14 protein-coding genes, 1 tRNA gene and 1 pseudogene are annotated in these 21,720 nt (G+C 72.3%); 13 read left to right on the forward strand and 3 right to left on the reverse strand.

Annotated features, from left to right (window positions below; translation table 11 throughout):
* Positions 1–20: 20 nt before the first annotated feature.
* From tolQ to EIM47_RS02510, 10 genes and pseudogenes are all read left to right on the forward strand, one after another.
* Positions 21–797 (forward strand): protein TolQ, encoded by a 777-nt coding sequence (gene tolQ, locus EIM47_RS02465; RefSeq protein WP_028915928.1) that lies wholly within the window; start codon positions 21–23, stop codon positions 795–797.
* A 25-nt stretch (positions 798–822) separates the two neighbouring features.
* Complete coding sequence (gene tolR, locus EIM47_RS02470) at positions 823–1,251, forward strand: protein TolR (RefSeq protein ID WP_019399255.1); 429 nt, start codon at positions 823–825, stop codon at positions 1,249–1,251.
* A 19-nt stretch (positions 1,252–1,270) separates the two neighbouring features.
* A complete protein-coding gene (gene tolA, locus EIM47_RS02475) occupies positions 1,271–2,257 on the forward strand; it encodes a cell envelope integrity protein TolA (protein WP_019399254.1) in 987 nt (328 codons plus the stop codon).
* 219 nt (positions 2,258–2,476) lie between these two features.
* Positions 2,477–3,796, forward strand: coding sequence for a Tol-Pal system beta propeller repeat protein TolB (tolB, locus tag EIM47_RS02480; protein WP_019399253.1), 1,320 nt, complete (start codon positions 2,477–2,479; stop codon positions 3,794–3,796).
* Positions 3,797–3,869: 73 nt separating this feature from the next.
* Complete coding sequence (gene pal, locus EIM47_RS02485) at positions 3,870–4,382, forward strand: peptidoglycan-associated lipoprotein Pal (RefSeq protein WP_026010651.1); 513 nt, start codon at positions 3,870–3,872, stop codon at positions 4,380–4,382.
* Between the two features lie 3 nt (positions 4,383–4,385).
* The gene (ybgF, locus tag EIM47_RS02490; protein ID WP_125076002.1) at positions 4,386–5,201 is read left to right on the forward strand and encodes a tol-pal system protein YbgF; all 816 of its coding nucleotides are present in this window, start codon (positions 4,386–4,388) and stop codon (positions 5,199–5,201) included.
* A 139-nt stretch (positions 5,202–5,340) separates the two neighbouring features.
* Positions 5,341–6,000: a 7-carboxy-7-deazaguanine synthase QueE gene (queE, locus tag EIM47_RS02495; protein WP_028915926.1), complete on the forward strand. Its 660-nt coding sequence runs from the start codon at positions 5,341–5,343 to the stop codon at positions 5,998–6,000.
* 25 nt (positions 6,001–6,025) lie between these two features.
* Positions 6,026–6,724 (forward strand): annotated as a pseudogene (gene queC, locus EIM47_RS02500) (7-cyano-7-deazaguanine synthase QueC); the annotation flags it as partial.
* Positions 6,725–6,820: 96 nt separating this feature from the next.
* A tRNA-Lys gene (locus EIM47_RS02505) sits at positions 6,821–6,896 on the forward strand.
* A gap of 92 nt (positions 6,897–6,988) precedes the next feature.
* Positions 6,989–7,495, forward strand: coding sequence for a hypothetical protein (locus tag EIM47_RS02510; protein ID WP_019399248.1), 507 nt, complete (start codon positions 6,989–6,991; stop codon positions 7,493–7,495).
* Between the two features lie 144 nt (positions 7,496–7,639).
* On the opposite strand, the gene EIM47_RS02515 is transcribed toward EIM47_RS02510, so the two are convergent.
* On the reverse strand, positions 7,640–7,858 hold the full coding sequence (locus tag EIM47_RS02515; RefSeq protein ID WP_125076004.1) for a hypothetical protein: 219 nt from the start codon (positions 7,856–7,858) through the stop codon (positions 7,640–7,642).
* Between the two features lie 212 nt (positions 7,859–8,070).
* On the opposite strand from EIM47_RS02515, the gene EIM47_RS02520 reads away from it, so the two are divergent.
* Positions 8,071–12,558 carry a DEAD/DEAH box helicase gene (locus EIM47_RS02520; RefSeq protein WP_125076006.1) on the forward strand — a complete coding sequence of 1,496 codons (4,488 nt, stop codon included), beginning with the start codon at positions 8,071–8,073 and terminating at the stop codon, positions 12,556–12,558.
* Between the two features lie 18 nt (positions 12,559–12,576).
* On the opposite strand, the gene recQ is transcribed toward EIM47_RS02520, so the two are convergent.
* Positions 12,577–14,445 (reverse strand): DNA helicase RecQ, encoded by a 1,869-nt coding sequence (gene recQ, locus EIM47_RS02525; RefSeq protein ID WP_233603037.1) that lies wholly within the window; start codon positions 14,443–14,445, stop codon positions 12,577–12,579.
* Positions 14,446–14,504: 59 nt separating this feature from the next.
* On the reverse strand, positions 14,505–18,698 hold the full coding sequence (gene hrpA / locus EIM47_RS02530) for an ATP-dependent RNA helicase HrpA (RefSeq protein WP_125076007.1): 4,194 nt from the start codon (positions 18,696–18,698) through the stop codon (positions 14,505–14,507).
* Positions 18,699–18,796: 98 nt separating this feature from the next.
* Between hrpA and EIM47_RS02535 the strand changes: the two genes are divergently transcribed.
* Together EIM47_RS02535 and EIM47_RS02540 are read left to right on the forward strand one after the other, a co-directional pair.
* The gene (locus EIM47_RS02535; protein ID WP_019399244.1) at positions 18,797–19,357 is read left to right on the forward strand and encodes a Dps family protein; all 561 of its coding nucleotides are present in this window, start codon (positions 18,797–18,799) and stop codon (positions 19,355–19,357) included.
* A 155-nt stretch (positions 19,358–19,512) separates the two neighbouring features.
* Positions 19,513–21,693, forward strand: coding sequence for a bifunctional (p)ppGpp synthetase/guanosine-3',5'-bis(diphosphate) 3'-pyrophosphohydrolase (locus EIM47_RS02540; RefSeq protein WP_125076009.1), 2,181 nt, complete (start codon positions 19,513–19,515; stop codon positions 21,691–21,693).
* Positions 21,694–21,720 lie beyond the last annotated feature (27 nt).

The following is a 21,720-nucleotide window of genomic DNA, read 5'->3' on the forward strand; positions in this document are numbered from 1 at the left end:
AAGCCATTGAGGAACAAAGGATGATCGGATCGAGCCTGGCCCTGCTGGCCACCGTGGTGGAGGCACTGCCGCCGGACGCGGCCGCGGCGGCCACCGAGGCGGCGGCCACCGCCGCCCATGGCGGCATCAACTACCTGGACCTGATGCTGCGGGCGAGCCTGCCGGTCAAGCTGATCGTGCTGCTGCTGCTGGCCGGTTCGCTGATCAGCTGGGTGATCATTTTCCGCAAGCTGGGCGCGTTCAAGCGCGCCGACCAGGAAGCGGACGAGTTCGAGAACCGGTTCTGGTCCGGCGCCGACCTCGGCAAGCTGTACGCCGCGGCGACCGACCGCAACCGCGTGGTCGTGGGCCTGGAGGCGATCTTCGAGGCGGGTTTCCGCGAGTTCGCGCGCCTGCGCGACAAGCGCCGCCACGACGGCCGCGCCCAGCTCGAGGGCGCGCAGCGCGCCATGCGCGTGGCCTTCACCCGCGAGGTCGGCCAGCTGGAGCGCAACCTGGAGCTGCTGGCCAACATCGGCTCCACCGCCCCGTACGTGGGCCTGGTCGGCACCGTGTTCGGCATCATGGTGACCATGCACGACATGGTCAGCCAGGGCCAGCAGGTCGGCATCGCCTCGGTGGCGCCGGGCATTTCCGAGGCGCTGTTCGCCACCGCCATCGGCCTGTTCGTGGCCATCCCCGCGGTGTGGGCCTACAACCGCTACACCACCCGGGTCGAGCGCCTGTCGCAGCGCTACGAGAGCTTCGCCGACGAGTTCAGTTCGATCCTGCAGCGCCAGGCCGGCGGCGACGAATGAGCCGCCGCCCCGACGGGAGCACGCCATGAGCACATTCGCCCGGCACAAGCGCCGCAAGCTCAAGTCCGAGATCAACGTCGTTCCCTACATCGACGTGATGCTGGTGCTGCTGATCATCTTCATGGTCACCGCCCCGCTGCTGAGCCTGAGCGTGGACGTGGACCTGCCCAAGTCCAACGCCCGCTCGGTGGACAGCAAGAAGGACCCGGTGATCGTCACCGTGGACGCCGAGGGCCGCTACTTCCTGACCCTGGAAGGCGGCAAGGCGCAGCCGATCGACGCCACCGAGCTGAGCGCGCGGCTGGCGGCGTTCGTGGCCCAGAACAAGGACTTGCCGGTGTTCGTCGCCGCCCCGGGCGGGGTGGAGTACCAGAAGGTGATGGACACCATGGTCCTGGTGCAGGCCGCCGGCGTGCCGCGGGTGAGCCTGATGAGCCAGCCGGGCGGTCGCTGAGGCCGGCCCGCAGGTGAGCATGCACGCCGACGCCTTCTACCATCGCCCCGAAGACCGCGAGAGCGGCCTTGCCGGCCCGCTGCTGCTGGCGCTTGCCCTGCACATCGGCGTGGCCCTGCTGTTCTGGCTGGCCTGGTGGTGGTCGCCACAGCGCAAGGTGGAGCCGGCGGCCGGTTCCCCGGCGATCGAGGCCTCGCTGGTGATGAGCCCGGCCGACCTGGCCGCGGCCCAGCGCCGCGCCGAGGAAGCGCCCAAGCCGGAGCCGCTGCCGGAGCCGGTGGCCGAGACCGCGCCCGAGGAAACCGTGCCACCGCCGCAGCCGCTGCCCGAGCCGCGTCCGCAGGACGCCACGGTGCAGCCGCAGCAGAAGGCCCAGGACTTCATCCCGCAGCCGGACACCGTCGACCAGGACGAGGCCCGCCGCGACGCGATCGCCAAGGAAAAGGCCGAGAAGGAACAGGAAGAGCGCCGCCGCCAGCAGCAGATCGACCTGACCGAACAGCAGCGGCAGAAGGAAGCCGAGAACCAGCGCCGCCTGGCCGCCCAGGCCGAGGAGGCCGAGCGCCAGAAGAAGCTGGCCGAGATCCGCCGCCAGCGCGAGCAGGCCGCGCGCGAGGCCGAGCGCGCCGAGCAGCGCCTGCGCCAGCTGCAGCAGGTCCAGCAGCGCCAGTCCGCGCCTGCCCAGGCCAGCCAGGGCTCGCCGGGGCAGGGCGGCACCAGCGAGGACCTGACCGCCAAGTACGCCGCCGCGATCCAGCAGGCGGTGACCAACCAGTGGATCCGCCCGGACACCGTGCCCCTGGGCCAGCGCTGCCGGGTGCAGATCCGCCAGCTGCCCGGTGGCGAGGTGATCGACGTGAAGGTGCAGCCCGGCTGCCCCTACGACGAGGCCGGCCAGCGCTCGCTGGAGGCGGCCGTCCTGCGCGCCCAGCCGCTGCCCTACCGCGGCTTCGAATCGGTGTTCCAGCGCACCCTGATCCTGAACTTCGAGGCCCGGGACCGCTGAGGCGGACGTGGGAACTTCTTCCTTCCATGGCGGTCTTTGCCGGCCGCCGCGCTCCGTAGCCAGGGAAGCCCCCGGTCGCGGGGTCGTGCCCGCCGGCGGCGGCCGCGGACGGTTCAGGCCGTTGGCTGGGTGTTCACGCGGTTTTCGTTCATGATTGCGAATATGTTCACGCCACCGCTGGTATCCCTAGCGTCCCCCAAGAGTGTCCAAGCCCTGCCCATGAAAGCATCCCTGCGCTGGTTCTTCCTGCTTGTCTGCCTGGTCGTGCCGGGCCTGGCGACCGCCCAGCAGCAGGGCCTGGAGATCGACATCATCGGCGGCAACGCCTCGGCGCTGCCGATCGCAGTGGTGCCGATGCCGTACGAGGGCGGCGGCACCCCGCCGCAGACCGACGTGGCCAAGGTGGTGCGCGACGACCTGGCGCGCTCGGGCCAGTTCCGCACCCTGCCGGTGGAGCAGATGGTCGAGCGCCCGACCCGCGGCGGCGAGATCCAGTACCCCACCTGGCGCCAGCTCAAGCAGGACTACCTGGTGGTCGGCCGCGTGCTGGACGCCGGCGAGGGTGGCTACCGCGTCGAGTACGAGCTGTTCGACGTGGCCCGTTCCGAGCGCCTGCTGGGCCTGGCGATGACCGCGCGCGCCAGCGCCATGCGCGACGTCGCCCACCAGATGGCCGACGCGATCTACGAGAAGATCCTCGGCGTGCGCGGCGCGTTCTGGACCCGCATCGCCTACGTCACCGCCAGCGGCACCGGCGGCGCGATGCGCTACGCGCTGGTGGTGGCCGACTCCGACGGCTGGAACCCGCAGGTGGTGGTGCGCTCGGCCGAGCCGCTGCTGTCGCCGGCGTGGAGCCCGGACGGGCGCAAGCTGGCCTACGTCAGCTTCGAGCGCGGCAACTCCTCCATCTACATCCAGGACATCGCCACCGGTGCGCGCGAGCTGGTCTCCAGCTTCCGCGGCATCAACAGCGCGCCGTCGTTCTCGCCGGACGGGCGCAAGCTGGCCCTGTCGCTGTCGCGCAGCGGCAACCCCGAGATCTACGTGATGGACCTGGCCAGCAAGCAGCTGACCCAGCTGACCAACCACTTCGGCATCGATACCGAGCCGACCTGGAGCGCCGACGGTTCCACCATCTACTTCACCTCCGACCGCGGCGGCCGCCCGCAGATCTACCAGGTGCCGTCCAGCGGCGGCGCCGCCACCCGGGTGACCTTCCAGGGCAACTACAACGCCACCGCGACCATCTCGCCGGACGGCAAGAAGATCGCGGTCGCCCAGGGCTCGGGCAACACCTACCGCATCGCACTGATGGACTCCAGCCTGGGCGCGCCCCGCTGGAGCACCATCTCCACCGGCTCCCTGGACGAGTCTCCGAGTTTCGCCCCCAACGGCAGCATGCTGATCTACGCCGCGCGCGAGGGTGGCCGGGGAGTGCTGTACGCAGTTTCGGCCGACGCCCGGGTGCGCCAGCGCCTGGTCCTGGCCGACGGCGACGTGCGCGAACCTGCGTGGTCGCCCTACCGCAGCGCGCGTTAAAAATCGGTTGTAAGATTCGCCCGTTGCACGCTTATCTCAACCACCACCCACTGTGCATCACAAGGAAATGATCATGAACAGTTCCACCCGCGTTCTGCTGGTTTCCCTCCTGTCCGTTGCAGCCCTCGCGGGCTGCTCCAAGAAGGTCAAGGAGCAGCCGGCTCCGGAACCGGCGCCGACTCCCGCCCCGACCGCCCCGGTCGCCGACGACGGCCGTTATGGTCCGGAAGACCTGGATACCGATGCCTGCCTGCGCCAGCGCGTCGTGTACTTCGACTTCGACCAGGACGCCCTGAAGCCGGAGTTCCAGGCCATCGTCGCCTGCCACGCCAAGTACCTGCGTGACCGTCCGTCCTCGCGCATCACCCTGCAGGGCCATGCCGACGAGCGCGGCAGCCGCGCCTACAACCAGGGCCTGGGCGAGCGCCGCGGCAACGCCGTCAACTCCGCCCTGCAGGCGGCCGGCGGTTCGGCCAGCCAGCTGGAGGTCGTGAGCTATGGCGAGGAGCGTCCGGTCTGCACCGAGTCGACCGAGAGCTGCTGGGCGCAGAACCGTCGCGTCGAGATCGTCTACACCGCTCGCTAAGCGATGCTTCGCCCTCGTGCCATCGGCATGATGCTGGTCGTGGCGGCCCTCGCGGCCGCCACGCCCGCGTCTGCGCAGAAGCTGAGCCTGGCCGACCGGGTCGCACGGCTCGAGGCACAGGCCAACAACACCCAGGCCACCCAGGACCTGCTCAACCAGCTGGCGCAGCTGCGCAGCGAGGTGCAGGAACTGCGCTCGGCGCTGGAACAGCTGCAGTACGAACAGCAGCAGATGCAGCAGCGCAGCCGCGACCAGTACCTGGACCTGGACGGCCGCCTCAACCGCCTGGAAGGCGGGGAACTGCCCGCACCGCCGGCCGCCACCACCGGCGCCGCCGCGCCCACCGCACCGGCTGCCCCGGCCGCGACGGCCACCGCCGGCAGTGATGCCCCGCGGGTCCATGGCGATCCGGGCTCGCTGGCCCTGGGTGCCGACGAGCGCGCCGCTTACGAGGCCGCGTTCAATACCCTCAAGGCCGGTGACTACGCCCGTTCGGCCGAGGCCTTCCAGGCCTTCCTGGACACGCATCCGGCCGGTGTCTACGCGCCCAACGCCCTGTACTGGCTGGGCGAGAGCTACTACGCCACCGGCAACTACGCCCTGGCCGGGCAGCAGTTCCGCGCCCTGATGGAGCGCTACCCGACCCACGACAAGGCGCCCGGCGCGCTGCTGAAGCTGGGCCTGTCCCAGTTCGGCGAAGGCGAGGTGCGCCAGGCCCAGGCCACCCTGCAGCAGGTCGAATCGCAGTATCCGGGCAGCGATGCCGCGCGGATCGCCGCCGACCGCCTGCGCTCGATCCAGATCAGCCAGCTGCGCTGATCCGCGTCGCCCCGCGGGCGACCGCCACATTCCGCTTCCAGCCCCGGCATGCGCCGCATGCCGCGCTTGCGCCCGCTTGCCGCGCTTCGTTCCGGCGCCGGCGGCCATGGCCACGGGCCCGTGGGCTTACAATTGCCCCATGAATACCCCCACTCCGCAGAACCGCCTGCGGATCACCGAGATCTTCCTGTCCCTGCAGGGCGAGGCCAACGCCGCCGGCTGGCCGACCGTGTTCGTGCGCCTGACCGGCTGCCCGCTGCGCTGCCAGTACTGCGATACCGCCTACGCCTTCCATGGCGGGCAGTGGTGGGAGATCGACGACATCCTCGCCGAGGTCGCCCGCCATGGCGTGCGCCACGTCTGCGTGACCGGTGGCGAGCCGCTGGCGCAGAAGCGCTGCCTGGACCTGCTGCGGCGCCTGTGCGACGCCGGCTACGACGTCTCGCTGGAGACCTCCGGCGCGCTGGACATCGCCGGGGTCGACCCGCGGGTGTCGCGGGTAGTCGACCTCAAGACCCCCGGTTCGGCCGAGATGGCGCGCAACCGCCTGGAGAACCTCCCGCTGCTGACCGCGCGCGACCAGGTCAAGTTCGTGCTGTGCGGCCGCGCCGACTACGAGTGGGCGCGCGACATGGTCGCCGAGCACGGCCTGGCCGCACGCTGCGACGTGCTGTTCTCGCCCTCCAAGGGCCAGCTGGAGGCGCGCGACCTGGCCGACTGGATCGTCGCCGACCGCCTGCCGGTGCGCTTCCAGATGCAGCTGCACAAGATCCTCTGGAACGACGAGCCGGGGCGCTGACCCGGATGCGGCCCTACAATGGGCCACCCCACACAAAGCAGTTCCCATGAAGAAAGCCGTCGCCCTCGTCTCCGGTGGCATGGATTCGGCCGTCGTCCTGGCCATCGCCCGCGAACAGGGATTCGCCGTGCACGCGTTGAGCGTGCGCTATGGCCAGCGCCATACCTCCGAACTGGATGCCGCCGCGCGCGTGGCCAGCGCCCTGGGCGCGGTCGAGCACAAGACCGTGGCCATCGACCTGCGCAGCATCGGCGGCTCGGCGCTGACCGACGACATCGAGGTGCCGGAGGCCGGCGGCGAGGGCATCCCGGTCACCTACGTGCCGGCGCGCAACACCATCATGCTGTCGGTGGCGCTGGGCTGGGCCGAGGTGCTGGGCGCGGCCGACATCTTCTGCGGCGTCAACGCGGTGGACTATTCCGGCTACCCGGACTGCCGCCCGGAGTTCGTCGCGGCCTTCGAGCGGCTGGCCAACCTGGCCACCAAGGCCGGCGTGGAAGGCGCGGGCATCCGCGTGCACGCACCGCTGATCCGCATGGGCAAGGACGAAATCGTGCGCGAGGGCCTGCGCCTGGGCGTGGACTTCGCCCAGACCGTGTCCTGCTACCGCGCCGATGAGCAGGGCCGCGCCTGCGGCCACTGCGACGCCTGCCAGCTGCGCGCGGCCGGCTTTGCCGCCGCCGGCGTGGCCGATCCGACCCGCTACGTCGCGGCCGCCGGCTGAGGCGCGCGTCGCTGGCGGACGCCGCCGTTGCCGCCGGCAGGCGCAGCAGCCGCCTGATCGGGTAAAATGCGCGGCCCCGGCCTGGCCGGGCTCCGTGGGCCGTTAGCTCAGTCGGTAGAGCATCGGACTTTTAATCCGCTGGTCGTTGGTTCGATTCCAACACGGCCCACCATTGCTTCCGCGCCGGCCTGCCAGGCCGGTCGCCCTGGACCCCGTCGCCGCACGGGGTTTTTTTGTTGCCCACGCCCCTACCCGGAGCTGAGGATGAGCGCAGACGAGGCGGCGCTGAGCGCCGAACAGGTGGCCCACAGGAACCGGATCCACGCCTACGGCCTGGTCGCCGGGACGATGGCGGTGATCGCGGTCGCCGCCATCCTGTGGTTCTGGCTGGCGCGCGATTACCCGGTGCTGCGCTACGTGTTCATCGCCGGTGCGGCGCCGTTCGCCTGGTACGCCGGACGGCTGCCGATGGAGGCCTGGCTGGCCGCGGACGCGCGCTGCGCGGCCTGCGGCGCGCCGTACGCGGTATCCGAGACCGGCCGCGAGGAAACCCTGGTCGCGGCCACGCCGCGCCGGCGCGAGTCGGTGGTGGGGCGCTCGATCTCCGGCCCCAACGAAGGCAAGACCCTGGTGCGCAAGGAGAGCTGGACCGAGGAGCGTTACCAGGTCGTGGTCACCCGTGCCTGCAGCGAATGCGGCGACGTGCGCAGCACGCAGTCGGTGCGCACGATCCAGGCCAACAGGACCAGCGACGACGTCTACCGCCGCTGAGCACGGAAAAAGGGAGGCTGCCGCACCACGCCGGTGCGCGGAAGCCGGCACGCGCGGCGCAGGGACGAGAACGCCCGTCCCGGCCGCGTGCAGCGTCGGACGACGTGGTGAGCCGGCGTGGCTGCCGGTCGGGAACGGAGCGCTTCAGTCCTCGCCGCGATAAATCCGCGACAGCCGCGCCCCGTCGTGCGACACGAAACGGCCACTGTCACCCGTCAGCGCGAATCGCCATGCCGCCAGCAGCGCGGTGACGGGGGGGGAACGCCATTGCCTTGCCTTGCGGTACGCCTTCCCGAAATCGTGAAGGCGTTGCTGCAGTCCTGCCCGTTGGGGTGCGGGCTGCCGAGGGTTTTCCTTCACCATTGCATTCTCTCCGGCCGCGGGGGGCGGCCATCGGGTCACGCTGAGTCCTCCCCTGTCGGCGACCATACCGCGTCCCTGGCGTTCCCGGCCACCGCGCCGCTGAACGGCTGCGCGACGGGCGCGGAGGCCGCGTTGAAGCCATCGCCTGGCGGGCCCATAGTCCTCCTGCACACCCCCCCGCGCCCGCGCGTCGCAGGCCGTTCCCGGGCCCCATGAGCACCGCCGCCTTCCATCCCGCCGTCGCCCGCTGGTTCGACGCCGCCTTCCCGGGCCCGACCGAGGCCCAGGCCGCGGCGTGGCCGGCGATCATGGCCGGGCGCAGCACCCTGGTGGCCGCGCCGACCGGCTCGGGCAAGACCCTGACCGCCTTCCTTGCCGCGATCGACGCCCTGGTGCGCGAAGCCCTGGAGCAGGGCGGGCTGGCGGACGAGACCCGGGTGGTCTATGTCTCCCCGCTCAAGGCGTTGTCCAACGACATCGCCCTGAACCTGGAAGCACCGCTGGCCGGCATCGGCGTGGCGCTGCGCGAACTGGGCCTGCCCGAGGTGGGGATCCGCACTGCCGTGCGCACCGGCGACACCCCGCAGTCGGAGCGTGCGCGGCTGCGGCGCAGGCCGCCGCATATCCTGGTGACCACGCCCGAGTCGTTGTACGTGCTGCTGGGCTCCGAATCCGGGCGGGCGATGCTGCGCACGGTGCGCAGCGTGATCGTGGACGAGATCCATGCCCTGGCCGGCAACAAGCGCGGCAGCCACCTTGCGCTGTCGCTGGAACGGCTGGAGGCGCTGTGCGCGCGGCCGCTGGTGCGGATCGGCCTTTCGGCCACGCAGAAGCCGGTGGAGGAGGTGGCGCGCTTCCTGGTGGGCGCCGGCAACGTGCATCCCGGCCGCGACCGCCTGCCCGCCGCTGGCGGCGGCTGGCAGCGCGGCGGCGCGGTGCATGGCGGTAGCGCGAAGCGCGACGTCCCCGACTGCGCCATCGTCGATATCGGCTACACCCGCCAGCGCGACCTGGCCCTGGAACTGCCGCCCACGCCGCTGTCGGCGGTGATGTCCAACGACCAGTGGGAGCAGGTCTACCTGCGCGTTGCCGAGCTGGTGCGCGAGCACCGCACGACGCTGGTGTTCGTGAATACCAGGCGCATGGCCGAGCGCGCCGCGTTCCACCTGGGGCGCCTGCTTGGCCATGACGCGGTCGCCACCCACCACGGCAGCCTGTCGAAGGAACTGCGCCTGGCCGCCGAGCAGAAGCTCAAGGCCGGGCAGCTGCAGGTGCTGGTCGCCACCGCCTCGCTGGAGCTGGGCCTGGACATCGGCGACGTGGACCTGGTGTGCCAGTTCGGCTCGCCGCGCTCGATCGCCGCCTTCCTGCAGCGCGCCGGGCGCGCCGGCCACCATGTCGGCGGCGTGCCGCGCGCGCGCCTGTTCCCCACCACCCGCGACGACCTGGTCGAATGCGCCGCGCTGCTGGACTGCGTGCGCCGCGGCGAGCTGGATGCACTGCGGATCCCGGAAGCGCCGCTGGACGTGCTGGCGCAGCAGATCGTGGCCGAGGTCGCCGCCGCCGAGTGGGACGAGGACGCGCTGTTCGAACGCCTGCGCCGGGCCTGGCCATACGCGCGGCTGCAGCGTGGTCGCTACGACGAGGTGGTGGCGATGCTGGCCAACGGCTTCAGCGACCGCCGCGGCGCGCGCGCCGGCTGGGTCCACCGCGATGCCGTGCACCGCCGCCTGCGCGGCCGCGAGGGTGCGCGCCGGGTGGCGGGCATGTCCGGCGGCACCATCCCCGAAGCCGGCGACTACGCCGTGGTGCTGGAACCGCAGTCGACCTTCGTCGGCACGGTCAACGAGGACTTCGCGGTCGAGAGCATGGCCGGCGACGTGTTCCAGCTGGGCAATGCCAGCTACCGCATCCTGCGGGTCGAGTCCGGCAAGGTGCGGGTCGAGGACGCGCAGGGGCAACCCCCCAGCATCCCGTTCTGGCTGGGCGAGGCGCCCGGGCGCAGCGACGAGCTGTCACTGGGCGTGTCGCGCCTGCGCGCGGAAGTGGCCGCGCGGCTGCGTGGCGCGGATGCCGCGCAGGCGGAGGCGCCGCTGGCGCCGGAGGGCATCGCCGCGGCGCGCCGGTGGCTGCAGGAGGACGTCAGACTCGGCGCGGAAGCCGCGCGCCAGCTGGTCGACTACCTCGGCGCCAGCCTGGTGGCGCTGGGTGCCATGCCCACCCAGGACGCGATCGTGCTGGAGCGCTTCTTCGACGAGACCGGCTCCACCCACCTGGTGGTGCACAGCCCCTGGGGCAGCCGGATCAACCGCGCCTGGGGCCTGGCGCTGCGCAAGCGCTTCTGCCGCCAGTTCAACTTCGAGTTGCAGGCCGCGGCCACCGAGGACGCGATCGTGCTGTCGCTGTCCACCAGCCACAGCTTCCCGCTGGCCGAGGTGGCCAGGTACCTGCATTCGTCCTCGGCCACCGACGTGCTGGTGCAGGCGCTGCTGGACGCGCCGATGTTCGCCGTGCGCTGGCGCTGGAACGCGGGCACCGCGCTGGCCCTGCCGCGCTATTCCGGCGGCGGCAAGCGGGTGCCCCCGCAACTGCAGCGGATGAAGTCCGAGGACTTGCTGGCCACGGTGTTCCCCGACCAGGTCGCCTGCCTGGAGAACATCGTCGGCGAGCGCCAGGTGCCGGACCATCCACTGGTGGCGCAGACCCTGCACGACTGCCTGCACGAGGCCACGGACCTGGACGGCTGGCTGGAGCTGCTGCGCGGGCTGGAGTCCGGGCGCATCGCGGTGGTGGCGCGTGACCTGGCCGCGCCTTCGCCGCTGGCGGCCGAGGCGATCAATGCGCGGCCCTATGCCTTCCTCGACGATGCGCCGCTGGAGGAACGCCGTACCCAGGCGGTGCAGGCGCGGCGCTACGCCGATCCGGAATCGGCTTCGGACCTGGGGCGCCTGGACACCGAAGCGATCGGGCAGGTGCGACGCGAGGCCTGGCCGCAGGCGCGCGACGCCGACGGCATGCACGAGGTGCTGACCGGGCTGGGCTTCGTCACTGGCGAAGAGGTGGCGCGCGAACCGCAGTGGCCGGCGCTGTTGCAGGCGCTGGCCGGCGACGGCCGCGCCGCCTGCGTGGAAGCCGGCGGCCAGCGCTGGTGGGTGGCGGCCGAGCGCCTGCCACAGCTGCTGGCGCTGCATCCGCAGGCGCGGCGGGAACCCGCGCTCGCGGCGCCGGATGAGTTCGCGCGCGTGGCCTGGACTGCCGAGGGGGCGGCGATCGCCCTGCTACGCGCACGCCTGACCGGGCTGGGGCCGGTGACCGTGGCGGCACTGGCCACCAGCCTGGCCCTGCCGCCGGCCGCGGTCGAACAGGCATTGCTGGCCCTGCAGAGCGAGGGCTATGCGATGCAGGGGCGCTTCAGCCCCGGCGCGCCGGCGCAGGAGTGGTGCGAACGCTACCTGCTCGCGCGCATCCATCGCCTCACCCTGAAGTGCCTGCGCCGCGAGATCGAGCCGGTGGCGCCGCGTGACTTCATGCGCTTCCTGTTCCAGTGGCAGCGGGTGGCGCCGGAGGCGCGGGTGAGCGGGCCGGATGCGCTGGCCGGCGTGCTGGCGCAGCTGGAAGGCTACGAGGCACCGGCCCCGGCCTGGGAAGCGGAGCTCCTGCCGGCGCGGCTGCGCGACTACGCGCCGGCCTGGCTGGACGACCTGTGCAGCGGCGGGCGCACGCTATGGACCCGGTTGCGTGCCGCCGGCAACGAGGCCGAGGGCAACCGCGCCGGTACCTCGCTGCGCAATACCCCGGTGCTGCTGCTGCCGCGCCGGCATGTCGGCCACTGGGCGGCGCTGGCGCCGCCGCTGGATCCCGGGCTGCCGGGACTGTCCTCGCGCGCACGCAAGGTGGCCGACTGCCTGGCCACGCATGGCGCCTCGTTCTTCGACGAACTGCTGGACGCCACCGGCCTGCTGCGCACCGAGCTGGAAGACGCGCTGGCCGAGCTGGTGGCGCGCGGCATGGCCCATTGCGACAGCTTCGCAGGGCTGCGCGCGCTGCTGGTGCCGCCGTCGAAGCGGCCCTCGCCGGGGCGCGGCCGCCGTCGCGGTGCACTCAACGCGATCGAGGATGCCGGGCGCTGGGCCCTGGTGCGCCGGCCCGCGGCGGCGGAAGACGGTGGCCGCCGGCGCCCGGACCCGGAGGCGGTGGAACACGTGGCGCGGGTGCTCTTGCGCCGCTATGGCGTGGTCGGCTGGCGCATCCTCGAACGCGAGGCGGCCTGGCTGCCGCCGTGGCGCGAGCTGCTGCGCGTCTACCACCGCCTGGAGGCGCGCGGCGAGGTGCGCGGCGGACGCTTCATCGAGGGCCTGAGTGGCGAGCAGTTCGCGCTGCCGGAGGCGATCGCGCCGCTGCGCAAGGTGCGCAACCGGCCGCCGGACGGGCAGCTGGTGGAAGTCAGCGCACTGGATCCGCTGAACCTGTCGGGCACGGTGTTGGCCGGGGACAAGGTGCCGCGCATCGGCGGCGCACGCTTGCTGTTCCGCGACGGCGTGCCGGTGGCCGCGCGCGTGGCCGGCGAGGTGCGGTTGCTGGCGGCGCTGGAGCCGGCGGTCGAGCAGGAGGTGCGCAGGCGCCTGTCCGGCGAGCCGGAATCCGGGCTGGAAGCGCTGCTGGCCAGGATCCAGGCCAACCTGCCGCAGCCGACGCGCTGAGCCCGGCACCGCGAAGCGCTAGCCGTACTCGCGGATCACGTCCAGCACGTCCTGGCCGTAGCGCGCCAGCTTGCCGCCGCCGACGCCGCCGACCCGCGCCAGTTCGCCGATCGTGGCCGGGCGCAGCTGGGCGATGTCGCGCAGGGTGCGGTCGTGGAAGATCACGTAGGCCGGCACGTTCTGCTCGCGCGCCAGCGCGGCGCGCCAGGCGCGCAGGGCGTCGAACAGCGGGCGATCGTACGAATCCACATGCAGCGTGCTCTGGCTCGGGCGGTCGCTGCCGCCGCGGCCGGAACGGCGCGCCGGTTCCTCGCGCATCAGCACCTGGCGCTCGCCCTTGAGCACCGGCCGCGCGGCCGCGCCCAGGCGCAGGCCGCCGTGGCCCTCGGCATCGACCTCCAGCAGCCCGGCGACCACCAGCTGGCGGAACACGCTGCGCCAGGTATTGGCGTCCAGGTCGCTGCCGATGCCGTAGGTGGACAGTTCGTGGTGGCGGAACTGGCGGATCTTCTCGGTGTCCGCGCCGCGCAGCACCTCGATCAGGTGCGCGGCGCCGAAACGCTGGCCGGTGCGGTACACGCAGCTGAGCGCCTTGCGCGCAGCCTCGGTCGCATCCCAGGTGCGCACCGGCTGCAGGCAGTTGTCGCAGTTGCCGCAGCCCTGGCGGCCATCCGGCGCCTGGTAGGCCTCGCCGAACGCGGCCAGCAGCGCCTGGCGGCGGCAGCCGGCGGTCTCGCAATAGCCCAGCAGCTGGTCCAGCTTGCGCCGTTCCAGGCGCTTGCGTTCCTCGCCGGCCTCGGATTGCTCGATCATCTGCCGCAGCAGGACCACGTCGCCCAGGCCGTAGCCCATCCAGGCCTCGGCCGGCTCGCCGTCGCGGCCGGCGCGGCCGGTCTCCTGGTAATAGCCCTCGATCGACTTGGGCAGGTCCAGGTGGGCGACGAAGCGCACGTCCGGCTTGTCGATGCCCATGCCGAAGGCGATGGTCGCGCACATCACGATGCCGTCCTCGCGCAGGAAGCGGCGCTGGTTCCCGGCGCGCACCTCGGCCGGCAGGCCGGCGTGGTAGGGCAGGGCGGCGATGCCCTGGCCGGCGAGGAACTGCGCGGTCTCCTCGACCTTGCGTCGGGACAGGCAGTAGACGATGCCCGATTCGCCGCGATGCCCGCCGAGGAAGTCCAGCAGCTGCCGCCGCGGGTTGTCCTTGTGCGCCACCGAATAGCGGATGTTCGGGCGGTCGAAGGAGCTGAGGAAGCAACGCGCTTCCTCCAGCGCCAGGCGCTCGGCGATCTCGCGCCGGGTGGGCGGGTCGGCGGTGGCGGTCAGGGCGATGCGCGGTACCTGCGGCCAGCGCTCGTGCAGCACCGTCAGCTCGCGGTACTCGGGGCGGAAGTCGTGGCCCCACTGCGAGACGCAGTGGGCTTCGTCGATCGCGAACAGGGCGATGCGGCTGCGCTCCAGTAGCGACAGGAAGCGCGTTGTCAGCAGCCGCTCCGGGGCGACGTAGAGCAGGTCGAGCGTGCCGTCGAGCAGTTCGCGCTCGACCTGCCGGGCCTGTTCGGCGTCCAGGGTCGAGTTGAGGCAGGCGGCGCGCACGCCCAGCTGCAGCAGCGCTTCGACCTGGTCCTGCATCAGCGCGATCAGCGGCGAGACCACGATGCCGGTGCCCTCGCGCAACAGCGCCGGCACCTGGTAGCACAGCGACTTGCCGCCGCCGGTGGGCATCAGCACCAGGGCGTCGTTGCCGGCGGCGACGTGTTCGATGATGTCCCGTTGCTGGCCGCGGAAGGCATCGTAGCCGAACACCTGGCGCAGCACGGACAACGCATCGCGCGCCACGGTCGCGCTGCCGGCGCGCGACGGCGTGGCGTTCAAGGATTCCTGCATGGGCCAAGGATACCGGCGCGCGCCGGTGCCGGCATGAACAGAGTCGCTTGCATCCGGGCTCAATCCGCCAGCGCGGCTAGCTTCTGCGCCAGCTTCTTTGGCGAGACGCCGCCGCGCGAACCCAGTTCCTGCGCAAACAGCAGCACCCGCAACTCCTCCACCTCCCAGCGCAATGACTGCCAGCCCGGCTGGTCGGCCACGCCGCGCGCGGCGGCCGCGGCCAGGGCATCGGTGAACGGCTTCAGCTCCAGCATGCGCGCCTGGTCGCGCGCCGGATCACGCAGGGCGCGCTCGGCGCGCAGGCTCATGCCCTTGAGCCAGCGCGGGAACTGCGCCAGTGCCTCGGCCGGGGTGTGGCGCAGGAAGCCCGGATGCACCAGGCCGTCCAGTTGCGCGCGCAGGTCGTCGAGGTTGGCGCCGGCCCAGCCCATCAGCGGGGCTTCCAGCTTCGGCTTGAGCGCGGCCACCGCGGCCAGGATCTGCTCGGCCAGCTGCAGGCGCTGCATGGCCTCGGCGAACAGCTGGCGGCCGGCGGCCTCGGCGCGCTTCTGGAATGCGGCGTGGTCGCGGATTTCGCCGAGCCCGTCGGCCAGCACCGCGTTGAGCGCGGCCTCGACCAGGTCGGCGCGCAACTGTTCCTTTTCCTGCGCCTTGTCCTGCGGCGATCCGCCGAACTGCTCGATCGCCGCGTAGAGCAGGCCCAGCTTGGGCGAGACCGGCAGCTGCTTGCGCGCCTGCCTGGCCTTGTCGGCCAGGGCGATGCGCAGCAGGCGGTCGACCCCGCGCGGGTGTGCGGCCTCGGCCTGGGCGCGGTCGGCGAACACCCGCAGCACCGCATGCGTGCCTTCGTCCACCAGCGCCGGGAAACCGGGCACGCCGGCCTCGCCGGTGACCTGCAGCGGCAGCGGCTCCCCGGGGAACTCGCGCAGCTCGCGGGTGCTGGTGGCCAGCGCGTTGGCGGCGCGGGCGGCAAAGGCGCGCGCGGCGCGTTCGCCGAAGCGCGCGCGCAGGTCGTCCAGGTCGCGCGACTCGGCCAGCACCTTGCCGCCGCGGTCCGGCAGCTCGCGCAGGCGCAGGTTCATGCGCAGGTGCGGTTCCAGCGCGGCCTCGTCGAAGTCCAGCGCCGACACCGGGCTGCCGGTGGTACGGGTGAGGAAGCGCGCCAGCTCGCCGGCAATGGAGTCGGCGCTGGGTTGCGGGAAAGCCTCGGCGAAGGCGCGGCCGAAGTCCGGCGCCGGCACGTAGTTGCGGCGCATGGCCTTGGGCAGGGTGCGGATCAGGCCGGCGGCCTTGTCGGCGACGAAGCCTGGCGCCAGCCACGACAGCCGCGCCGGATCCAGCGCGTTGAGCAGCGGCAGCGGCACCTCCAGGGTGACGCCGTCGTCGGCCGCGCCCGGCTCGAACCTGTAGTGCAGCGGCAGGCGCGCGTCGCCCAGCGCGAAGTACTTCGGATACAGGTCGCCCTGCTGGCCCTCGCCCGGCAGCAGGTCGGCCAGCGACCAGCGCAGGGCCTGCTTCTTCTCCTGCTCCAGCTTGCGGTACCAGGCATCCAGCGCGGTGGCCGAGTGGATCTCGGCCGGGATCCGGTCCAGGTACCAGCGCGCCTGCCAGTCCTCGTCGGCGACCAGGCCGGCGCGGCGCAGCTTGGCCTCTTCCTCGCGCGCCTGCTCCAGGGTCTTGAGGTTGGCGGCCACGAACGAGGCCCTGGTGTCGATCTCGCCGGTGACCAGGCCCTGGCGCACGAACAGGTCGTGGGCGCCGGCCGGGTCGATGCGGCCGTAGTGGACCGGGCGCTTGGGCGCCAGCACCAGCCCGAACAGGCTGATCTGCTCGGAGGCCAGCACGTTGCCCTGGGCGCGCGACCAGCGCGGGTCGAAGTGCTTGCGCGCCAGCAGGTGCGGCAGCTCGGCGATCGCCCAGTCCGGCTCGACCGCCGCCGCGGTCAGGCCCCAGACCTTCTGCGTGTCCAGCAGGGTCGCGACCAGCACCCACGGCGGCGGCCTCTTGGCCAGCGGCGAGGCGGGGAACAGCTGGAAGCGGCGCTGGCGCGGGGCCTGGAAGTCGCCCTTCTCGGTGCGGTGGCCGAGCTGGGTGGGCAGGCCGGCGATCAGGGCGCGGTGCAGCGCCTGGTAGGCGGCGGCACGCTCGCGCGCGCCGAAGCGGCCTTCCCCGGAAACGGGGTCAGAGCCACTTTCCGAGCGGGGAGGCGGCGATGGCGAGCGTGAAGCGGGGGAAAGCGGCTCCGACTCCGTTTTCCCCTCGCGCGCAAGGCGCGCGGCGCGGTGCAGCTCGCCGCGGCTGGGGCGGTTGCCCTGGCGGGCCTCGCCCGGGGCCGGCGCGCCGGCCAGCAACGGCAGCAGGGAGCGTTCCGGCTCCTCCTCGCTCCAGCCCAGCTCGTTGCACAGCAGCCTGAGCTGGCGGTGCAGTTCGCGCCATTCGCGCATGCGCAGGAAGCCGAGGAAGCGCTTGGTGCACCAGTCGCGCAGTTTCGACTGGGTCAGCTCGCCATGGGCGTCGTCGTAGGCCTGCCACAGGCGCAGGATGCCGACGAACTCCGAGCGCGGATCGGCGAACTGGGCATGGGCGTTGTCGGCGGCCTCGCGCGCGTCGGCCGGGCGCTCGCGCGGATCCTGCACGCCGAGGAAGGCGGCGATCGGCAGCATCGCGCGCAGGCAGCCATGCGCCTGTGCCGCCACCAGCATGCGCGAGAGCTTCACGTCCACCGGCAGGCGCGCCATCTGCCGGCCGATCGCGGTCAGCCGGCGCTGGCCGTTGCCGGCGTCCTCGACCGCGCCCAGCTCGATCAGCTGCTGCCAGCCGTCGGCGATGGCGCGTTCGTCCGGCGGCTCCAGGAACGGGAAGTCCTCGATCCGGCCCAGGCCCAGCTGCAGCATGCGCAGGATCACCCCGGCCAGGCTGGAACGGCGGATCTCCGGGTCGGTGAATTCCGGGCGGGAGAGGAAGTCGGCCTCCGAATACAGGCGGTAGCACACGCCCTCGGACACGCGGCCGCAGCGGCCCTTGCGCTGGTTGGCGCTGGCCTGGCTGATAGGCTCCACGTGCAGGCGGTCGATCTTCGAGCGCGGGCTGTAGCGCTTGACCCGGGCATCGCCGGGGTCGATCACGTAGCGGATCCGCGGCACCGTCAGCGAGGTCTCGGCGACGTTGGTCGCCAGCACGATGCGCCGCTGCGGGCCGGGGTTGAACACCCGGTCCTGGTCCCTGGCCGACAGCCGCGCGTACAGCGGCAGCACCTCGGTGGAACGGTACTGGCGTTTCTCCAGGGCGCGGTGCACGTCGCGGATCTCGCGCTCGCCGGGCAGGAACACCAGCACGTCGCCGCGCGGGTCCTCGGCGGTGATCTCGTCGACCACGGCGGTGATCGCCGCCACCGGGTCGGCCTCGCGCTCGTGCCGCGCCGGCTTGCGGCCGGTCTGCGCCGGCGGCTCCTCCAGCGGGCCGTCCGGCGGCCGGTAGCGCACTTCCACCGGGTAGGTGCGGCCGGCGACCTCGACCACCGGCGCGTCGTCGAAGTGGCGGGCGAAGCGCGCGGTGTCGATCGTCGCCGAGGTGACGATCAGCTTCAGGTCCGGGCGCTTGCGCAGCAGCTGCTTGAGGTAGCCCAGCAGGAAGTCGATGTTGAGGCTGCGTTCGTGGGCCTCGTCGACGATGATCGTGTCGTAGGCCGACAGCCAGCGGTCGGAGGCGATCTCCGCCAGCAGGATGCCGTCGGTCATGAACTTGACCCGGGTATCGGGGCCGACGTTGTCGGTGAAGCGCACCTGGTAGCCGACCATCCCGCCCAGCGGGGTCTTCAGCTCCTCGGCCACGCGCGCGGCCACCGCACGGGCGGCGATCCGGCGCGGCTGGGTGCAGCCGATGGTCCCGGCCACGCCGCGCCCGGCGGCCAGGCACAGCTTGGGCAGCTGGGTGGTCTTGCCCGAGCCAGTCTCGCCGGCCACGACCACCACCTGGTGCTGGCGCACCAGTTCGACGATGCGCTCGGCCTCGGCGGTGATCGGCAGGGCCGGGTCCAGGGTGACCTGCGGCAGCCCTTCGGCGCGCGCGCGGCAGGCGGCGACCGAGGCCGCCAGTGCCTGCTCGAAGCGCGCCCGCAGTTCGGCGTCGGCCGGCTTGCCGCGCCAGCGCGACCACAGCCCGTGCAGGCGGCCGCGGTCGCGGCTGAGGGCACCGGAAATCGCAACCCGACCATCGTCGAGGGCCTGTCGCAGGTCGTCGGTTATCGATTCCATCTATGGGGCCGTGTGAAACTTTGCATAACGCTTTCGGGGTTAGTGTCTATTCTGACAGTCCCCACCCATTCCGTGGACCCAAGCCCCAGGAGTGCAACATGGCAAAAGCCAAGCCCGCCACGAAATCCACCGCTTCCACCAAGCCGCGCAAGGCCACCGGCCTCAACCCGGTCGCGTCCACCTCGCGCATCGAGATCGGCATCGACGCCAACGACCGCAAGGAGATCGCCGAGGGACTGGCGCGCTTCCTGGCCGACGCCTTCACCCTCTACCTGAAGACCCACAACTTCCACTGGAACGTGACCGGCCCGATGTTCAACTCGCTGCACGCGATGTTCATGGACCAGTACACCGAGCAGTGGAACGCGCTGGACGAGGTCGCCGAGCGCACCCGCGCGCTGGGCTTCAACGCCCCCGGTTCCTACGCCGAGTTCACCCGCCTGACCTCGATCCGCGAGGAGCAGGGCGCCGACGGCGTGCCGGACTGGAAGGGCATGGTCCAGCAGCTGGTCGAGGGCAACGAGGCGGTGTGCCGCACCGCGCGCAGCGTGCTCAGGATCGCCGACGAGGCCGGCGACGACCCGACCGTGGACCTGCTGACCCAGCGCCTGCAGACCCACGAGAAGTACGCCTGGATGCTGCGCTCGCTGCTGGAATAAGCGGCCGCCGCGGTACCCCCTCTTGCGGCTGCCCCAGGGCGGCCGCATCTGTTTTGGCGTACGCAGCGCCCCGGCGTCCGTCCATGGCGGGGCCGGCTTGTTGGCGCGGTGCATTGATCGATAGTGTAGGCACAACCCCACGCGCCGGAATGGCCTTGTCGCGCCCCTCCATCGACGGATTGCATGCCCTGCTGCGGGACCCGGCCGCGTCCCGGTTGCCGGCCAGCCTGCGCGAGCTGCTGCTGCAGGCATGGGACGCCGAGGGCACCGGGCACCAGGCCTCGCTGCCGTGGCCGGTGATCGCCGATACCCTGCGCAACCTGGTCGCCCTGGACGCCGACGAGCCGGCGCTGGCCGCCGCCCTGCTGTACGACCTGCCGGGGCTGCGTGCGGTGGTGGCCGCCAGGGTATGCGCGCAGTGGCCGGCGGTGACCGGCCTGCTCGACGGCCAGGACGCGGCCGACCAGGTCTGGGCCCTGCACGCCGGGCGCGAGGCCGGGCGCAACGGCGAGGGCCTGCGCCGGCTGCTGCTGGCGATCATCCAGGACCTGCGCGTGGTGCCGGTGCTGCTGTCGCGGCAGCTGGCGCGGATGCGCGCCGCCCAGGACCTGCCGGGCGAGGAGCAGCGCGCGCTGGCGCAGCTGACCCGCGACATCCACGCCCCCCTGGCCAACCGCCTGGGCATCTGGCAACTGAAGTGGGAACTGGAGGACCTGGCGTTCCGGGCGCTGGAGCCGGACACCTACCGCCGCATCGCCCACGAGCTGGACGAAAGCCGCGCCGACCGCGAGCGCTACATCGAATCGGTCAAGGCCCAGCTGGGCCGGGCCCTGGCCGAGCACGGGCTGGCCGCGGAGATCAGCGGCCGGCCCAAGCACATCTACAGCATCTGGCGGAAGATGCAGAAGAAGCAGCTGCCGCTGGACAAGCTCTACGACCTGCGCGCGGTGCGGGTGATGGTGGCCGACGTGGCCGCCTGCTACGCCGCCCTGGGCGTGGTCCATTCGCTGTGGGTGCCGGTGCCGGGGGAGTTCGACGACTACATCGCCCGGCCCAAGCCCAACGGCTACAGTTCGCTGCACACCGCGGTGGTCGGTCCGGAGGGACGCACGCTGGAGGTGCAGATCCGCACCCGCGAGATGCACGAGCAGGCCGAGCTGGGCGTGGCCGCGCACTGGCGCTACAAGGAGACCGGCGGCAGCGCGGCCGGCAAGGGCGCCGGCCGCGCGTTCGAGCGCAAGATCGCGTGGATGCGGCAGCTGCTGGAGCAGGCGTCCGAAAACCGCGACGAGGGCCTGGCCGCGGCGCTGGACGCCGAGCTGGTCGAGGAGCGGGTCTACGCGCTGACCCCCAAGGGCGAGGTGATCGACCTGCCGCGCGGCTCCACCCCGCTGGACTTCGCCTACCACGTGCACACCATGGTCGGGCACCGCTACCGCGGGGCCAAGGTCAACGGCCGCATCGTGCCGCTGGGCTACCGCCTGCGCAGCGGCGACAAGGTCGAGATCCTGACCGGCAAGGAGCCGGACCCCAAGCGCGACTGGCTGCTGCCGGCCAACGGCTACCTGGCCAGCGGCCGCTCGCGCGACAAGGTCCGCGCCTGGTTCCACAAGCTGGACCGTTCGCGCAACGTCGCCGCCGGCCGCGAGCTGCTCGAGCGCGAGCTCAAGCGCCTGGGCCTGCAGGCCGCCGACCTGGCCCCGGTGGCGAAGAAGTTCCATGCCGAGACGGTGGACGACCTGTACATCCAGGTCGCCCTCGGCGACGTCGGCCCGCACCAGATCGGGCGCGCGCTGCACGAGCTGGAGCGCGCGGCCGAGGCCGCCGCCAGCCAGGCCGCGCCGGCGCTGCCGCCACGCCCGGCCAGCCGCCAGGCGGCGCGTGCCAGGCCGCGGCCTGGCTTCACCGTGGAGGGCGTGGGCAACCTGCTGGTGCAGCTGGCGCGCTGCTGCCAGCCGGTGCCGGGCGAGCCGATCACCGGCTACCTCACGCGTAGCCGCGGCGTGACCGTGCACCGCGCCGAATGCGCTTCCTTCGCCCGCCTGGCCGCGGCCCAGCCGCAGCGCGTGCTGCCGGTGGAGTGGGGCTCTGGCGGCAGCGGCTACGAGGTCGACGTGGCGGTGCGGGCGGTGGACCGCAAGTGGCTGCTGAAGGACGTCACCACCCTGATCGCCCAGGAGGACGCCCACGTGGCCGACATCCGCTCGGACCTGCACGCCGACGGCCGCCTGCAGCTGCGCCTGCGCCTGCGGGTGAACGATTACGGCCAGCTGGCCACCCTGCTGGGCAAGCTGGACGCGCTGCCGGGCGTGGAGCGGGCGTGGAGGCTCGGTTGAGGCGCGGAAACGGGGCGGATGCACGTC

The organism is Pseudoxanthomonas sp. SGT-18 (assembly GCF_003931645.1).
GTDB lineage: Bacteria > Pseudomonadota > Gammaproteobacteria > Xanthomonadales > Xanthomonadaceae > Pseudoxanthomonas.

What these genes read in the sequence shown, in the direction of transcription:
- tolQ (WP_028915928.1), top strand. Translation starts at nt 21, where the DNA reads ATGATCGGATCGAGCCTGGCCCTGCTGGCCACCGTGGTGGAGGCACTG.
- tolR (WP_019399255.1), top strand. Translation starts at nt 823, where the DNA reads ATGAGCACATTCGCCCGGCACAAGCGCCGCAAGCTCAAGTCCGAGATC.
- tolA (WP_019399254.1), top strand. Translation starts at nt 1,271, where the DNA reads ATGCACGCCGACGCCTTCTACCATCGCCCCGAAGACCGCGAGAGCGGC.
- tolB (WP_019399253.1), top strand. Translation starts at nt 2,477, where the DNA reads ATGAAAGCATCCCTGCGCTGGTTCTTCCTGCTTGTCTGCCTGGTCGTG.
- pal (WP_026010651.1), top strand. Translation starts at nt 3,870, where the DNA reads ATGAACAGTTCCACCCGCGTTCTGCTGGTTTCCCTCCTGTCCGTTGCA.
- ybgF (WP_125076002.1), top strand. Translation starts at nt 4,386, where the DNA reads ATGCTTCGCCCTCGTGCCATCGGCATGATGCTGGTCGTGGCGGCCCTC.
- queE (WP_028915926.1), top strand. Translation starts at nt 5,341, where the DNA reads ATGAATACCCCCACTCCGCAGAACCGCCTGCGGATCACCGAGATCTTC.
- EIM47_RS02510 (WP_019399248.1), top strand. Translation starts at nt 6,989, where the DNA reads ATGAGCGCAGACGAGGCGGCGCTGAGCGCCGAACAGGTGGCCCACAGG.
- EIM47_RS02515 (WP_125076004.1), bottom strand. Translation starts at nt 7,858, where the DNA reads ATGGTGAAGGAAAACCCTCGGCAGCCCGCACCCCAACGGGCAGGACTG.
- EIM47_RS02520 (WP_125076006.1), top strand. Translation starts at nt 8,071, where the DNA reads ATGAGCACCGCCGCCTTCCATCCCGCCGTCGCCCGCTGGTTCGACGCC.
- recQ (WP_233603037.1), bottom strand. Translation starts at nt 14,445, where the DNA reads ATGCAGGAATCCTTGAACGCCACGCCGTCGCGCGCCGGCAGCGCGACC.
- hrpA (WP_125076007.1), bottom strand. Translation starts at nt 18,698, where the DNA reads ATGGAATCGATAACCGACGACCTGCGACAGGCCCTCGACGATGGTCGG.
- EIM47_RS02535 (WP_019399244.1), top strand. Translation starts at nt 18,797, where the DNA reads ATGGCAAAAGCCAAGCCCGCCACGAAATCCACCGCTTCCACCAAGCCG.